This is a genomic window from Hydrogenoanaerobacterium saccharovorans (assembly GCF_016901815.1).
Lineage (GTDB): Bacteria > Bacillota > Clostridia > Oscillospirales > Ruminococcaceae > Avimicrobium > Avimicrobium caecorum.
In genome coordinates this window covers 153,907-168,758 of record NZ_JACSNR010000004.1, presented here as the reverse complement: position 1 = coordinate 168,758, position 14,852 = coordinate 153,907, and the positions used below count along the sequence as shown (strand labels likewise).

Here is a 14,852-nt window from a genome sequence, read left to right as displayed (position 1 = left end):
CGTATGTATAAAAAGCATCCCAAGGCAGTGGCACTGCGCATTCTGGTGACAACTGCCGCGGCCCTGACTGTCCTGGTGCTGTTTTCGCTGGTGTTCTATATCCTCATCAAGGGCATTCCCAACCTGAAGCCCTCACTGTTTGAGTGGAAGTACACCTCCAAGAATGCCTCGATGATGCCTGCCATCATCAATACCATTACCATGGTGCTGATGACCCTGCTCATTGCGGTACCCTTCGGCATCGGTTCGGCGATCTACCTCACCGAGTATGCCAAGCGGGGCAACAAGGTGGTGCCGGTGATCCGCATGACCACCGAGACCCTCTCGGGTATTCCGTCCATTGTCTATGGTCTGTTCGGCTATATGGCCTTTGTGCGCTGGCTGGACTGGGGATACAGCCTCATGGCTGGTATCATCACACTGGCGATCATGATCCTGCCGCTCATCATGCGCACCACCGAGGAGGCGCTGCTGGCGGTGCCGGACAGCTACCGGGAAGGCAGCTACGGCCTGGGTGCCGGACGGCTGCGCACCATCTTCCGGGTGGTGCTGCCTTCGGCTATGCCGGGCATCCTCTCGGGTGTGATCCTGGGTGTGGGCCGTATCGTAGGTGAGACTGCCGCCCTGATCTACACCGCCGGTTCGGTAACCGGTGTGCCGAATTCCCTCATGAGCGGCGGACGCACCCTGGCAGTGCATATGTATGCATTGCTCTCCGAAGGTCTTTACACCGACGAAGCCTATGCCACCGCCGTGGTGCTGCTGGTGCTGGTATTCATCATCAACCGGCTCAGCGCCTATGTGGCAAACAAAATTCAGAACAGGTGACGATATGAATAAATTTGACATACAGCACCTTGACCTCTACTATGGGGATTTCAAGGCGCTCAAGGACATCAACCTGGAGATCCAGGAACATGGCATCACCGCATTCATCGGCCCGTCCGGCTGTGGCAAATCCACACTGCTCCGGACCCTGGACCGCATGAATGACCTGGTGGAAGGCTGCCGGATCGACGGCAAGATTCTTCTGGACGGCAAGGATATTTTCGGGCCGGACATGGATGTATTTGAACTGCGCAAGCGGGTGGGCATGGTGTTCCAGAAGCCCAATCCCTTCCCGATGAGCGTCTATGACAATATTGCCTATGGTCCCCGGACCCATGGCATCCGTTCCAAGGCCAAGCTCGATGAACTGGTGGAACGGTCGCTGCGGGGCGCGGCTATCTGGGACGAACTCAAGGACCGTCTGAAGAAGAGTGCGCTGGGTCTTTCCGGCGGACAGCAGCAGCGTCTGTGCATTGCCCGTGCGTTGGCAGTGGAGCCGGAAGTGCTGCTGATGGATGAGCCCACATCGGCTCTGGACCCCATCTCCACCTCCAAGATTGAGGAACTGGTAATGGAGCTCAAGGACCGGTACACCATTGTGATGGTGACCCATAATATGCAGCAGGCGGTGCGTGTAGCTGACAAGACAGCTTTCTTCCTGCTGGGAGAGGTTGTGGAGTACGGCGAAACCGAGCAGATGTTCTCCCAGCCCCGGGACAAGCGCACCGAGGACTATATCACAGGAAGGTTTGGTTGATATGCGTACAAGATTTGACCGTCAGCTGGAACAGCTGAATGTGGAACTGATCCGGATGGGAGCATTGTGCGAGGAAGCGATTTCCATTGTAGCCAAGAGCCTGCTGGACAGTGATCTGACCTATCTGCCCCATGCGCTGGATCTGGATGACCAGATCGATGACAAGGAGCGGGAGATCGAAGCGCTCTGCATGAAGATCCTGCTGCAGCAGCAGCCGGTAGCCAGTGACCTGCGGGTGGTATCCTCGGCACTGAAGATGATCTCGGATATGGAGCGGATCGGCGACCAGGCCCGGGATATCGCAGAGATGCTGGAATATGTCGTACAGTACAAGTTTGAGAGCCGGGTGCATATCGGTGATATGGCCCGTGCCTCCATCAAGATGGTAACCGACAGCATTGATTCCTTTGTCCGCAAGGACTATGATGCTGCCGTGGCTGTGATTGCCTCGGATGATGTGGTGGATACCCTGTTCCAGAAGGTCAAGGATGAGCTGACTGCTGCCGTTGCGGCACAGCCGGAAAATGGCGAGATCTTCCTGGATCTGCTGATGATCGCTAAGTATTTTGAGCGCATCGGCGACCATGCCACCAACATTGCCGAATGGGTCTGCTATTCGCTCACCGGACAGCATGTATAAGCCAGTTGCCCTTTGGGCTAATTTTCACTATAATGAGAGCTGGAAGATACAAAAGAAGGTGATACTGGCATGATCTATGTATTGGAAGATGACGCAAATATCCGCAAGCTGGTGGACTATGCATTGACCCGGGAGGGATACAGTGTGGAAGGCTTCGGGACCCCGGCGGAATTCTGGGCAGCCGTGGGACGGCAGATTCCGCAGCTGGTGCTGCTGGACATCATGCTGCCCCAGGAGGATGGCCTTTCGGTGCTGCGGAAGCTCCGGAGCCGTTCGGATACCCGGCGTCTGCCGGTGATCATGCTCACCGCCCGCAGCAGTGAGTTTGACAAGGTGACCGGACTGGATTCCGGTGCGGATGACTATATTGCAAAGCCCTTCGGCATGATGGAGCTGATCTCCCGGATTCGGGCGGTGCTGCGCCGTACCGGGCCGGAAACCGAAGAAAAATCCTGGCGGATCGGCAGCCTGTATGTCCAGCCCGGACGGCATATTGTCCAGGCCGGCGGTGTGGATGTGGCGCTGACCTATAAGGAATATGAACTGCTCTGTGCGCTGCTGGAAGCAGATGGACGGGTACTTACCCGGGATACTCTGCTCAGCACCATCTGGGGCTATGATTTTGACGGAGATACCCGGACTGTGGATGTACATATCCGCCGGCTGCGCCAGAAACTGGGAGAAGCCGGCAGCTGTATTGAAACAGTCAAGGGCATCGGATATAAGATCGGAGGGTGAAACCGCCCATGTATAAAAGAATATTCCGGTCGGTCTGCCTGACGGCATTTGCGGTATTCATTGCCAGTCTGGCACTGATTATGGGAATGCTGTATCAGTACTTTGACGGGCAGCTCAAGGAGGAGATCCGCACCGAGGCCAATTATCTGGCCCATGCGGTGAATATCAGCGGGGAAGAGTACCTCACCGAGCTGAGCCCCGGTGACAAGCGCATCACGCTCATCGGGGCAGACGGCACCGTGCTGTATGACAGCGAATCAGACCCGGATACCATGGATAACCACAGCCAGCGGGACGAGGTGATTGCCGCCCGGAAATACGGCCTGGGAGAGAGCGTCCGCTATTCGGATACCCTCACCGAAAAGACAGTGTACTGTGCTGTGCGTCTGGACAGCGGCGACATCCTGCGTGTTTCTGATGTACAGGCTTCGACCTTTACAGTGCTGCTCAGCTTTGCGCAGCCCATTTTCGTGGTGATCATCGCTGTGCTGATCCTGTCGGCCTTTGCGGCGTCCCGGGTTTCTGCCGGGATTGTGCGCCCGCTCAACCAGATGGACCTGGATTCCCCTTCGCCGGTGCTGGAGGGCTATGATGAGCTCTCGCCGCTGTTCCGGCGGATCGAGCACCAGCGTGCCACCATTGAGCACCAGCTGGAGGACGCGGTGAAAATGCGGGAGGAATTCCGCATGATCACCGAGAATATGTCCGAAGGCTTCCTGGTCATTGACCGGGCAACCAACCTGCTCACCTATAATACGTCTGCTCTGCGCCTGCTGGGCGTCAAGGAAGGCGAGGTGGGCCGCAGTGTCCTGGAGCTCAACCGTTCCGAGGAGTTCCGGGGCGCCATTGATGAGGCACTGGCAGGCGGTCATGCCCAGCGCCACATGACCATCGGCGGCAGAACATACAGCCTGATCGCCAACCCGGTCCATGAGGGCGAGGAGGTTATCGGCGCTGTCATTGTCCTGCTGGACATCACCGAGCAGGAGCAGCGGGAACAGCTCCGCCGGGAGTTTACCGCCAATGTGTCCCATGAACTGAAAACTCCGCTGACCTCCATCTCCGGCTTTGCCGAGCTGATGAAGACCGGTACAGTCCCCCAGGAAGATGTGGTGGACTTCTCGGCCCGCATCTATGATGAGGCCAGCCGTCTGATCGCCCTGGTAGGGGACATCATCAAGCTGTCCGAGCTGGATGAGGGCGGCAGCTTTGCCTCAGCGGCAGAGGATGTGGACCTCCGGGCACTCTGTGAGGAGATCCGGGATCGTCTGTCCCCGGCTGCCCAGGCCCGAGCAGTGACCTTCTCCGTCACCGGTGAGGAAGTGCGCCTGCATACCTCCCGCAAGATGCTGGAGGAGATCATCTACAATCTCTGCGACAATGCCGTCAAGTACAACCGTGTGGGCGGCAAGGCAGAGGCTGTGATCTCCCGGTCGGAGGATCAGAAGGTCATGCTGAAGATCCGGGATACCGGCATCGGCATTCCCGATGAGGACCAGCAGCGTGTATTTGAGCGGTTCTACCGGGTGGACAAGAGCCACTCCCGGGAGATCGGCGGCACCGGACTGGGACTGTCCATTGTCAAGCATGGGGCAGCAGCCCTGGGCATTGAGATCCGCCTGGAGAGCCGGGAAGGGGTCGGCACTTCTGTGACCCTGACCTTCCCGCCGGAACTGATTGTGTAATTTCCTGTTTCAGCTTTTATAGAAAACAGCCGTCTGCAGGACTGAATGCATGCGGCTGTTTTTGTGTTTCTGCCTATGGGGGCGGAGCGCTTATTATAAGAAAACCCGGCAGCCGATGCGCCTGGCTGCCGGGTTTCTGTTTGCCCGCAAACGGGGCAGGATATGAAAAAATCCGGAGAGAATCTCTCCGGATTTTTCTCCCTCTATGTGAGGGATTTAGCTGGTCTGAGTAGCGGGATTCGAACCCACGGCCTCTACCACCCCAAGGTAGCGCGCTACCAATCTGCGCCATACCCAGCCACTGCAAGAGCTATTATAGCACCCGTATTCAGAAAATGCAAGGGGTATTTCAAATTTTTATCCATATAGCAAATTGTACAGGCTGATCTGGAAAACATTTATCAAAAATAGCCAACTTCTGCCATATAATCCGGTTTGACACTGGAAAAATCGGTTGTTATACTGTGTTCAGAGCATGAATGAAAGGAGCAAATCATGGAGAAAAAAAGTCAGATCCTTGAAATTCTCAGCGATGGTGGCTGGCATGACCGGGAACAGCTGTCCGCGCAGCTGGGCATAAGCGGCAGTGAGCTGGAGGTACAGCTGGACTCTCTGCGCCGCAGCCATCCTGAGCTGCGTCAGGTGCCGGAGCTGGGCATCTGTCTGCCCCGGGAGCCCCAGCGCTATGACCGTCGCCTGCTGGAAGCCCTGGCAGGGGGGCCTGTGGAGGTTTTCGATACCATCGGTTCCACCAATGATGCGGCCCGGGAGCTGTTTGAGCAGGGAGCGCCCCATGGAGCGGCGGCGCTTGCTGACCAGCAGACCGCCGGACGGGGCCGGATGGGGCGTTCGTTTGTATCCCCGAGCGGCACGGGCATCTATGTGAGCGTGCTGCTCACGACGCCGGCGGCACTGGAAAACGCCCATCTGGTGACTCCGGCGGCGGCAGTGGTGACTGCGGGGATTCTGGAGCGCTTTACCCGGGCGGAGATCGGCATCAAATGGGTCAATGACCTGTTCTGCAGGGGAAAGAAGATCTCCGGCATTCTCACCGAGGCAGTGGTGCGGGAGGGCAAACCTGCGGGCATCATTGTCGGCACCGGGATCAACTTTGCCACACCGCCGGAACTTCTGCCTGCGGAGATGGCAGGGTCGCTGCGGGAGGATCTCATGCCGGGGGCCAGCCGCAATGAGGTGGCAGCTGCCATGGTGCGGGAGATGCGGGATACCCTGCCGGAATTGGTAAGGAGCCGCAGTTTCCTGCCGGAATACCGCCGGCGGAGCATTCTGCTGGGCAGACTGGTGCGGGTGCTTCCGGTGGGACAGGAGTCCTACGAGGCAACAGCGGAGTCCATTGATGAGGAAGCTGCCCTTGTGGTGGACTGTCAGGGCCGGAAAATCCGTCTGCAGACCGGGGAAGTGAGCATCCGCGTCTTTGAGTAGCGAACAAATCGTTGGCAGTTATGCATGAAAGCCTTCATTTGAATTTGTGCGTTTCATTCAATTTTCAGACATTTGTAGAAAAAAGAGGGGGGGATGGTTGCGAAGCTCTGCCCTTGCGTGATAAGATTGCCTTTGGACTTTATAAAAGAAAGGGTAGATTCACACCATGTCTAACACCAAAACATCCGGCTTCCATTATGGCTGGGTGATCGTCGTTTCCTGCTTTATGATCATGTGCTTTGCACTGTGTCTGATCATGAACTGCTTTGGTCTGTTCATCAAGCCGGTAACCGAGGATCTGGGCATGTCCCGTCAGGCATTCTCCATGAACTCCACCATGATTTCCGCAGCCATGATGGTTGTGTCCTTCTTCTCCGGCAAGGTATTCAGCGGTCGGGTCAGCATCAAGAAGATCATGATGGTTGCCACAGTCGGCCTGAGTGCCAGCTATGCCCTCTATTCCATGGCAAGCACTCCGGTGGTATTTTATGCCATCTCCATTGCTGTGGGTATTTTCCTGGCTCTGCTGGCCCAGGTGCCCTGCTCCATGCTGGTCAATAACTGGTTCCGGGAAAAGAAGGGCCTTGCCATGGGTCTTGTCTTCATGGGAAGCGGTGTCGGCGGCATTATCCTCAACCCTATCATCAGCGCGCTGATGGGCAGCGTAGGCTGGCGTATGACCTATCTGGTCATGGCAGGCGTGATGTTCGTAGCAGTTGCCCCCTGCACCTTCTTCCTGATCCGGGTGCGTCCGGAGGATAAGGGCCTTGAGCCCTACGGCGGTCGTGCCCAGGGCGGTGCGTCGGAGGTTTACGGCATGACCTATGCCGAAGCCCGCCGGGATCTCCGGTTCTGGCTGCTGCTGCTCTCGGTTATGATCATCACCGGCTGCTGCGCATCGGTGGTACAGCAGCTGGCTTCCTATGTCAGCGACATCGGTTACAGCTATGAGGTGTCGGCAATGGTCAGCTCCTGCAGCCTGGGTCTGATGGCTGTGGGCAAGCTGCTCACCGGCCGTATGTATGACAAGCTCGGTGTCCGCACCAGCACCCTGATCTGCATGGCCTGTGTCATCGGCGGTATCGGCATCCTGAGCATGGCTGCATCGGGCGTGGCCTTCATCGGTGTGTTCCTGGTGCTGTTCGGCGTGGGCTGCGCCCTCACCACAGTGGCCTATCCCATCCTCACCACCGCTCTGTTCGGCAACCGGGATTACAGCAGTATCTACGGCATTGTCAATGTAGCCAACTCGGTGGGTACCGCTGTGGGTTCGCCCATTGCCGCTGCCATCTTTGACAGCCAGGGCAGCTATGTTCCGGCTTGGTATCTGGCAGCCGCGCTCCTGTGTGTGGACTTCGTTGTCCTGCTGGTAATGTTCAGAAAGAAGCCGGCAGCAGAAGCAGTTCACTGAGTTTTCCACAAAGCATAAGCCTTCGGAATGAATCTTCCGGAGGCTTTTTGTTTTCCCGATGCAGGAATTTGCCCGGAACAGCGCACTGTTCCGAGAGAGAAAGTACGCTGGAAAGCGGGCAAAAATCTTGCAACTGTGCGATAAATATAGTATGATTAAAAATAGACACTTGCGCCCTGGACCGACCCAAAGGGTCCGGAACAGGGCAGACGCGGAGGAAAGGAGGCCGGAAGCGTGGAGAAGCAGCGATGCCCATACTGCCTGAATCTGAGCGATCAGAACATCTGTCCCTATTGCGGGGAGGAGCGGGAGATTGCGGCGGCGGAGAATACCCGTGCCCATGCCCGGAATATCGGGAATATCCTGGCTGGTCGGTATCAGATCGGCAAGGCGCTGAGCCACAACGGAGAGGGAATCACCTATCTGGCCTATGATAACCAGGAGAATACCCGGGTGGAGATCCGGGAGTATTTTCCGGGGAATCTCTGTGCCCGGCAGCCGGATGGTTCAGTGCTGGTAGGGGACGAAACACTGCTGGCCTTCAAGTCCCTGATGTTTGACTTCACGGATATGTACAAGGCTGTGGCGGAAGCCGGTTCGCCGGGGCTGCAGAAGGTGCGGGAGATCTTCCTGGAGCAGGGTACGGCCTATGCGGTCTGTGAGCTCTACGACCTTCCCACCCTGGCTCAGTATGTCCGGGAAAACGGGGCGCTGTCGGTGATGGAAGCCAAGCGCATCATGCTGGAGCTGTGTTCCGCGCTGACGCCTATCCACCGGGGCGGGCTGATCCACGGCGGCATCAGTCCCCGCAATATCCTGGTGGATGAGGAGTCCCGCATCCGGATCACCGGATTTTCCACCCTGTCCCTGCGCACCCGGGGAAGCGGCATCGAATGCGAGCTGTATCCCGGCTTCTCGGCGCCGGAACAGTATGAGGCCAACCGCTGGCAGGGCAGCTGGACCGATGTTTATGGCATCGGTGCGGTGGCCTATCACATGCTCACCGGACGGTACCTGCCTCCCGCCGGGGAACGCCAGACCGGGGCGCCCCTGCCGGGTCTCCGGGAACTGCCCGGCCTGCCGGGGAATATGGCAGCCACCATTGAAAAGGCGCTCTGTCCCGAGAGCGAGCACCGCATCCAGAGTATCGAGGAATTTTCTGCCGGTATTCTGCAGTCTCAGCAGGGGAATACCTCAGTCTTTTCCATCAAGGCCAACGAAACGCTGATTCTGGACGAACAGACCCGTGTGCTGGGCAAGGCAGTGCGGTCCGATTCGGAAAAGACCATGGTAGTGCCGGAGAAACCCAAGACCTCCGCCAAGAAGAAGCCCGCCCGGAGCTGGTCCCGGAAGAAACTGGCCCTGGCAGTGCTGATCTTTCTGGTGGGCTGCGGCGGCGCGGCAGTGGGAGTCAGCGCGTTGATCGGCACTCCCATTCATCTGCCGTCCTTCTCCAAGCCGCAGGTCATCGACTTCCCGGAGCCGCACTATGTGCCGTCTCTGGTGGGGCGCTATGTGGATACCATCACCACCAACAGCGAATGGAGCGATCTGTTCCAGTTCAGCGTCAAATATGTCTATGATGACACCATTCCCGAAGGGATTGTCATCAGTCAGGCGCCCGATGCCGGGGTAAAGATGATCAACAAGGGGTATGTGCTGCTCACAGTGAGCCGGGGTCCGCAGAATGTCAAGATGCCCGGACTGGTGGGAAGCAATCTGGACTTTGCGCTCAAGACTCTCGGGGATATGGGAATCCGTTACGAGCTGGTTGAAACGGAGGAATATGCCCCGGGAATTGTGGGAAAAACCAGTGTTGTGGAAGGGCAGACCATCGACAAGACCAAGGACACCGTCCAGATCTATGTCGGTGTGGAGCCCAGTGAAACCGACGAAGAAACAGAAGACTGACAGCCTTGACAAGCGGGGTGTCCGAATGGTTCGGACACCCCGCTTTTTGCATAAAAAGAGCCGGTTTCAGCCATACTATCTCCGAAAAAATGCGCATCTGGAGGTGAGTGCGGATGGAGCGGCGGTGTGCCGGGGTGTTTGTCACCCTGATTTTATTGTTTATGGCGATGGTGCTGCGGATCTTTGTCCTCTCCCGGTCCGCCTATTATGCGGCGGTAGCGGGTGGGCAGAGCAGCTGGCTGCTGGAGGTGGACCAGAGCCGGGGACAGATCTATGACTGCAATCTCAAGCCGCTGACCGGTTCGGAGACCCGCTATGTGGCAGCAGTGGAGCCCTCAGCCGATGCGGCGGGGGCGCTGTACCCGGTGCTGGCAGAGGAGGACCGGGAGGCGGCGACCCATGCGCTGGCCGGACTGACCCCCTTTGTCATTGATGTGACCTCACCGGAGGTCTATGCGCCGGGGGTGGAGGTGTTCGAGGTACAGGACCGGGTCAGCGCCGGACAGACAGCGGTGCACCTCATCGGCTATCTGGACAGCGAAGGCAAGGGGGTCACCGGGCTGGAGGCGGCCTTTGACGAGTACCTGCGCAGCTGCGGCGGCAGTCTGTCGGTGCGGTATGCCACCGATACCATGGGACAGGCGCTTTCCAGCACAGCGCCGGAGGTGGTGAACGAGAACTACGGCGCCGGCGGGGGAGTGGTGCTCACCATCGACCGGGAGATCCAGCAGGCAGCGGAGCAGGCTGCGGCCCGGTATTTTGAGAAGGGAGCGGTGGTGGTGCTGGATGTCCACACCGGGGAGATCCGGGCCATGGCAAGCCTGCCGTCCTACGATCCCACCAATGTGGCGGCAGCCCTGGAGGACCCGGACAGCCCGCTGATCAACCGGGCACTGCTTCCGTACAGCGTTGGCTCCACCTTCAAGGTGCTGGTGGCAGCCACCGCCATTGAACAGGGCTACGCCGACCACACCCATGACTGTCCCGGCTATATCCAGGTGGAGGATGTGATCTTCCACTGCCACAACCTGGCGGGCCATGGGCTGCTCAATATGACCCAGGCGCTGGAAAAATCCTGCAATCCCTACTTTGTATCGCTGATCCAGCTCACCGGGGGTGAGTCGGTGGCAGCCAAGGCAGCCGCCATCGGGTTCGGGTCGCCGCTGGAGCTGGCAGACGGCATCACAGCGTCTGCCGGACGGCTTCCCACCTATGAGGAGCTGGCAGTGCCGGGTCAGACCGCCAACTTCGGGTTCGGGCAGGGCTACCTCACCGCCACACCGCTGCAGATTGCCCAGCTCATGGCGACAGTCGCCAATGACGGAGCGGCAGTCACCCCCAAGCTGATCGCCGGCTACACCGAGGACGGACAGACCATCTCGGAATATACCCCTACCTATTCTCCCCGGCAGGTGATCCGGGAGTCGGCGGCGCTGCAGGTGCAGCAGATGATGATCCAGGTGGTGGAGGAGGGCAGCGGCACCAAGGCCCGTCCCAAGGCGCTGGGAGCGGGCGGCAAGACCGCCTCGGCCCAGACCGGCACCTATGATGAAAACGGCGAGGAGATTGTCCAGGCGTGGTTTGCGGGGTTCTATCCGGCAGATGAGCCCCAGTATGCCATTGCTGTGCTGGCGGAGGGCATGGAGTCCGGCGGTGACTATGCGGCGCCGGTGTTTGCCAAGATCTGTGACCGTATTGCCGAGCTGGGAAAACTGAATGGATAACAGGAGGAGAAGTATGCAGGACAGAACTGAGATGAACCGGGAAGAACCGGAGCAGACCTATGGATTCACGGTGGTACCGGGATCGGGGCAGGACAGCAGTGCTCTCCAGGAGAAACTGCGGGCTATGCCCGGCGTGACCGGGGCGGAGGTCTCGGAGCTTCAGGGGCGGGTCTGGATACAGGCGCACGGGCTGGCACGCACGGTGCTGGAGCAGGCCATCGCCCAGAGCGGGTATGAAGTGACCGGCTGCACTGATGAGTCCGGACGGGACTGACCGGCAGTTTTTTTGACAGGATACTTGAAAACTTCGGTGCGGTATTGTATAATAAGAAAGCCTAATTGTAGAAAATAGGGCAATGGAGCGTGTGCTTTGCCACGCTGGCAGATTGGTCCTGTGCGATTGACGGCCGTGAATCATGTCAGGCGGGGAACCGAGCAGCATTAAGCGGTTCGAAGATGTGCCGCAGCAAACCTGTCTGCCGGTGTGACAAAGCGCACGCTTTGCTTATAGGGTTGGAAGCCAGCTGAACAGAAGGGGGCAGGGAGCTTTGCATATTGCGCTGTATCGGAAATACCGTCCCGCTACCTTTGCGGATGTGGTCGGGCAGGAGCATATCACCCACACACTGCAGAGCGAAGTAGCATCGGGCAATCCGGCCCATGCCTATCTGTTTACCGGAAGCCGGGGCACCGGCAAGACCACCTGTGCCAAGATCCTTGCCAAGGCGCTCAACTGCAGGAATCCCCAGAACGGGGACCCCTGCGGGGAATGCGAAGTCTGCCGGGGCATTGATGATGGCTCGGTGCTGGATGTCCTGGAGATCGATGCCGCCAGCAACAACGGCGTGGACAATATCCGGGACCTCCGGGACGAGGCCAACTTCACTCCGGCGGTGGGTAAATACCGGGTCTATATCATCGACGAGGCCCACATGCTCTCCACAGGCGCTTTCAATGCCCTGCTCAAAATCATGGAGGAGCCCCCGGCTCATGTGGTATTCATTCTGGCTACCACCGAGGTGCACAAGATCCCGGCAACCATCCTCTCCCGGTGTCAGCGGTTCGATTTCTACCGCATTCCCCGGGATGCCATCGCTTCCCGGCTGGAATACATCGCCGGGAAAGAGGGCTTTACCGTCACACGGGAGGCGGCGGAACTCATCGCCGGCCTGTCGGACGGAGCTCTGCGGGATGCCATTTCGCTCTTGGATCTCTGTTCCTCTTACAGCCGGGAGATTACCCGGGATACGGTGCTGGAAGCCTCCGGTACCGTGGGGACAGGCCATCTCTACGACCTGGCAGATGCCGCGGCGGACGGGGATACCGCCCGGGCGCTGGCGATTGCCGGGGAGCTGAGCCGCCGATCCATGGATGAGAGCCGGCTGTGTGAGCAGCTCATCGGTCACTACCGGGACCTGATGCTCACCCGGGCTGTCCAGGACCCGACCCCGCTGCTGGATACCCCATCGCTGGATCTTCAGCGGCTGCGGGCCCAGTCGGACCGCTATTCCATGGAGCGCATCCTCTATTCCATCGAGGTGCTGCAGGAGGCGCTGGGACGGATGTCCCGGAGTGCCGAGCGCCGCACCGAACTGGAAGTGACGCTGATCAAGCTCTGCGACCCCCGGCTTTCCACCCGGACGGACGCACTGCTCAGCCGGATTGAAAAGCTGGAATCGGCACTGCGGGCGGGTGTGACCCTGCCGCAGACCCCTACTGCCGCCCGAACGGCAGTACAGGAGGAACCGGAACTTCCGGAGATTCCGGATTTCCCGGATGTCATGCCGGTTCCGGAGCAGCCTGCCCCGAAGGAAAAGCCCGCTGTCAAGGCAGAGGCGCCGGCTCCGGAGGAGCAGAAGGTGCTCAACTGGCGGGAGGTGCTGGACCATCTGGAGAAGAAAAATCCGGCACTGGCAGGCGCACTGGTGGGTTCTTCGGCCTATCGGCGGGGCGGCTATGTGCTGATCGACTGCCGGGACGACTTTTTCCTCAAGCTCATGCGGGAAAACGATTATGCCCGGGAATGCATCAAGCAGGCCTTCCTGGAGGTAAACGGCACCCGGTGCAGCATTGGTCCCTACCGGCGGCCTGTCCAGGAGAAGAAGGAAGAGGACCCGCTGGCAACTTTCATCGAAACTCTTGACCTTCCACAGGAAAGGGTTCAAATAGACTAATTTCGCAACGATAATTTTTTGGAGGAATCAAACATGAAAGCAAGAATCCCGAAGAATTTTGGCGGTATGCCCAATAATATGCAGAGCATGATCCAGCAGGCTCAGAAGATGCAGGAAGACATCACCAAGAAGCAGGCTGAGATCGATGAGATGGAGTTCACCGCATCGGTTGGCGGCGGCGCTGTGGAAGTGGTTATGAGCGGTAAGAAGGAGCTCAAGGCCATCACCATCAAGCCGGAGGTAGTAGATCCCGAGGATGTGGAGATGCTGCAGGATCTGGTAATCAGCGCTGTGAACGAGGCTCTGCGCAATGTAGAAGCCAAGACTGCTGAGGAAATGGACAAGGTTACCGGCGGTCTGAACATTCCTGGCCTGGTATAAGGGGAGCTGCGGATGGCATATCAGGTAGCGCCGCTTCAGAAGCTGATCGAGCATTTTGAACGCCTGCCGGGTATCGGACGCAAATCCGCCCAGCGGCTGGCGTTTCATGTACTCAATATGCCCAAGGAGCGTGCGGAAGACTTTGCCCGCTGTATTCTGGAAGCCCGGGAGAAGATCCACAAGTGTGCGGTCTGCCAGAACCTGACCGATGAGGAACTGTGTCCCATCTGCCGGGACGAGAGCCGGGATCATACCACCATCTGTGTGGTGGAAAACTCCCAGGATGTGCTGGCATTTGAACGCACCCGGGAATACAAAGGAGTCTATCATGTGCTGGGTGGACTGATTTCTCCCATGGATGGAATCGGACCGGATCAGCTGGCTCTGAAGGAACTGCTGCGCCGTGTGGCAGAAGGGGAAGTGCGGGAAGTGATCATGGCAACCAATCCCACTGTGGAGGGAGAGGCCACTGCCATGTACATAGCCCGGCTGCTCAAGCCCATGGGAATCAAGGTAAGCCGTCTGGCTTATGGAATCCCGGTGGGCGGCAATCTGGAATACGCAGATGAAACCACACTGTTCCGTGCCCTGCAGGGACGCAGTGAGATCTGAGGCTTTATAAGCTGCTGCGGCAGCGGAAAACCGGACAGTACCTGAGGACTGGTCCGGTTTTTTCATGGACAAAACAGAGGTGTGATTGAATGGAACAGCTTCGCAGTCTGATCAAAAAACTGCTCCAGTTCCGGTTTGTCCGGTTCTGTATTACCGGCGGACTCAATACGCTGGTGGATTTTATTGTCTTTTTCCTGCTCACCGGTTCGCTGAAGTGGCCGGTGATCCCTTCCCAGGTCATCAGTTACAGTGCCGGGATTCTCAACAGCTACTGTATCAACCGCCGCTGGACCTTCCAGACCCGGAACCGGTTCTTCGGACGGGAAATGCTGTGGTTCATCGGAGTAAATCTCTGTGTGCTGGGAGTCAGCGTACTGTCCATGTGGGTGCTCACCACACAGATGGGCTTCGGGACGATCCTCAGCAAGCTCTGCACCACTGCCCTGACCATGGTGCTGGGATTTGTGCTCAACCGGCTGCTGGTTTTCCGCAGCCGCGCATAGTTTCAAAAAACAGGCGGCCCGAATCCAGAGCCGTCTGTTTTATTA

14 protein-coding genes, 1 tRNA gene and 1 other RNA gene are annotated in these 14,852 nt (G+C 58.3%); 15 read left to right on the top strand and 1 reads right to left on the bottom strand.

Features of this window, described 5'->3' with window-relative positions; genetic code table 11:
- Nucleotides 1-3: 3 nt before the first annotated feature.
- The 5 genes from pstA (at nucleotide 4) to H9X81_RS05440 (ending at nucleotide 4,648) form a co-directional block, all read left to right on the top strand.
- Nucleotides 4-828 carry a phosphate ABC transporter permease PstA gene (pstA, locus tag H9X81_RS05460; RefSeq protein WP_204720471.1) on the top strand — a complete coding sequence of 275 codons (825 nt, stop codon included), beginning with the start codon at nucleotides 4-6 and terminating at the stop codon, nucleotides 826-828.
- Nucleotides 829-832: 4 nt separating this feature from the next.
- On the top strand, nucleotides 833-1,585 hold the full coding sequence (gene pstB, locus H9X81_RS05455; protein WP_191392833.1) for a phosphate ABC transporter ATP-binding protein PstB: 753 nt from the start codon (nucleotides 833-835) through the stop codon (nucleotides 1,583-1,585).
- 1 nt (nucleotide 1,586) lies between these two features.
- Nucleotides 1,587-2,225 carry a phosphate signaling complex protein PhoU gene (gene phoU, locus H9X81_RS05450; protein WP_204720402.1) on the top strand — a complete coding sequence of 213 codons (639 nt, stop codon included), beginning with the start codon at nucleotides 1,587-1,589 and terminating at the stop codon, nucleotides 2,223-2,225.
- Between the two features lie 69 nt (nucleotides 2,226-2,294).
- A complete protein-coding gene (locus H9X81_RS05445) occupies nucleotides 2,295-2,963 on the top strand; it encodes a response regulator transcription factor (RefSeq protein WP_204720400.1) in 669 nt (222 codons plus the stop codon).
- 8 nt (nucleotides 2,964-2,971) lie between these two features.
- Nucleotides 2,972-4,648, top strand: coding sequence for a sensor histidine kinase (locus tag H9X81_RS05440; protein ID WP_204720398.1), 1,677 nt, complete (start codon nucleotides 2,972-2,974; stop codon nucleotides 4,646-4,648).
- 221 nt (nucleotides 4,649-4,869) lie between these two features.
- On the opposite strand, the gene H9X81_RS05435 is transcribed toward H9X81_RS05440, so the two are convergent.
- A tRNA-Pro gene (locus tag H9X81_RS05435) sits at nucleotides 4,870-4,946 on the bottom strand.
- Between the two features lie 197 nt (nucleotides 4,947-5,143).
- On the opposite strand from H9X81_RS05435, the gene H9X81_RS05430 reads away from it, so the two are divergent.
- The 10 genes from H9X81_RS05430 (at nucleotide 5,144) to H9X81_RS05385 (ending at nucleotide 14,807) form a co-directional block, all read left to right on the top strand.
- Nucleotides 5,144-6,091, top strand: coding sequence for a biotin--[acetyl-CoA-carboxylase] ligase (locus H9X81_RS05430; protein ID WP_204720396.1), 948 nt, complete (start codon nucleotides 5,144-5,146; stop codon nucleotides 6,089-6,091).
- Between the two features lie 166 nt (nucleotides 6,092-6,257).
- Nucleotides 6,258-7,502, top strand: coding sequence for an MFS transporter (locus H9X81_RS05425; protein WP_191392828.1), 1,245 nt, complete (start codon nucleotides 6,258-6,260; stop codon nucleotides 7,500-7,502).
- A gap of 234 nt (nucleotides 7,503-7,736) precedes the next feature.
- Complete coding sequence (locus tag H9X81_RS05420; protein WP_204720394.1) at nucleotides 7,737-9,413, top strand: protein kinase domain-containing protein; 1,677 nt, start codon at nucleotides 7,737-7,739, stop codon at nucleotides 9,411-9,413.
- 113 nt (nucleotides 9,414-9,526) lie between these two features.
- Nucleotides 9,527-11,137, top strand: coding sequence for a peptidoglycan D,D-transpeptidase FtsI family protein (locus H9X81_RS05415; protein ID WP_204720392.1), 1,611 nt, complete (start codon nucleotides 9,527-9,529; stop codon nucleotides 11,135-11,137).
- 13 nt (nucleotides 11,138-11,150) lie between these two features.
- Entirely contained in the window at nucleotides 11,151-11,411 is a 261-nt protein-coding gene (locus H9X81_RS05410) for a heavy-metal-associated domain-containing protein (protein WP_177503182.1), read from the top strand.
- A gap of 109 nt (nucleotides 11,412-11,520) precedes the next feature.
- An RNA gene (ffs, locus tag H9X81_RS05405) (signal recognition particle sRNA small type) lies at nucleotides 11,521-11,618 on the top strand.
- A 67-nt stretch (nucleotides 11,619-11,685) separates the two neighbouring features.
- Nucleotides 11,686-13,311, top strand: a complete 1,626-nt coding sequence (dnaX, locus tag H9X81_RS05400) for a DNA polymerase III subunit gamma/tau (RefSeq protein WP_204720390.1) — start codon at nucleotides 11,686-11,688, stop codon at nucleotides 13,309-13,311.
- Between the two features lie 33 nt (nucleotides 13,312-13,344).
- Nucleotides 13,345-13,692: a YbaB/EbfC family nucleoid-associated protein gene (locus H9X81_RS05395; protein WP_191392823.1), complete on the top strand. Its 348-nt coding sequence runs from the start codon at nucleotides 13,345-13,347 to the stop codon at nucleotides 13,690-13,692.
- A 12-nt stretch (nucleotides 13,693-13,704) separates the two neighbouring features.
- Complete coding sequence (recR, locus tag H9X81_RS05390; RefSeq protein ID WP_191392822.1) at nucleotides 13,705-14,304, top strand: recombination mediator RecR; 600 nt, start codon at nucleotides 13,705-13,707, stop codon at nucleotides 14,302-14,304.
- 89 nt (nucleotides 14,305-14,393) lie between these two features.
- On the top strand, nucleotides 14,394-14,807 hold the full coding sequence (locus H9X81_RS05385; protein WP_204720388.1) for a GtrA family protein: 414 nt from the start codon (nucleotides 14,394-14,396) through the stop codon (nucleotides 14,805-14,807).
- Nucleotides 14,808-14,852 lie beyond the last annotated feature (45 nt).

Bases quoted from the DNA above. Each gene is read 5' to 3' on its own strand.
- pstA (WP_204720471.1), top strand. From the start codon at position 4: ATGTATAAAAAGCATCCCAAGGCAGTGGCACTGCGCATTCTGGTGACA.
- pstB (WP_191392833.1), top strand. From the start codon at position 833: ATGAATAAATTTGACATACAGCACCTTGACCTCTACTATGGGGATTTC.
- phoU (WP_204720402.1), top strand. From the start codon at position 1,587: ATGCGTACAAGATTTGACCGTCAGCTGGAACAGCTGAATGTGGAACTG.
- H9X81_RS05445 (WP_204720400.1), top strand. From the start codon at position 2,295: ATGATCTATGTATTGGAAGATGACGCAAATATCCGCAAGCTGGTGGAC.
- H9X81_RS05440 (WP_204720398.1), top strand. From the start codon at position 2,972: ATGTATAAAAGAATATTCCGGTCGGTCTGCCTGACGGCATTTGCGGTA.
- H9X81_RS05430 (WP_204720396.1), top strand. From the start codon at position 5,144: ATGGAGAAAAAAAGTCAGATCCTTGAAATTCTCAGCGATGGTGGCTGG.
- H9X81_RS05425 (WP_191392828.1), top strand. From the start codon at position 6,258: ATGTCTAACACCAAAACATCCGGCTTCCATTATGGCTGGGTGATCGTC.
- H9X81_RS05415 (WP_204720392.1), top strand. From the start codon at position 9,527: ATGGAGCGGCGGTGTGCCGGGGTGTTTGTCACCCTGATTTTATTGTTT.
- H9X81_RS05410 (WP_177503182.1), top strand. From the start codon at position 11,151: ATGCAGGACAGAACTGAGATGAACCGGGAAGAACCGGAGCAGACCTAT.
- H9X81_RS05395 (WP_191392823.1), top strand. From the start codon at position 13,345: ATGAAAGCAAGAATCCCGAAGAATTTTGGCGGTATGCCCAATAATATG.
- recR (WP_191392822.1), top strand. From the start codon at position 13,705: ATGGCATATCAGGTAGCGCCGCTTCAGAAGCTGATCGAGCATTTTGAA.
- H9X81_RS05385 (WP_204720388.1), top strand. From the start codon at position 14,394: ATGGAACAGCTTCGCAGTCTGATCAAAAAACTGCTCCAGTTCCGGTTT.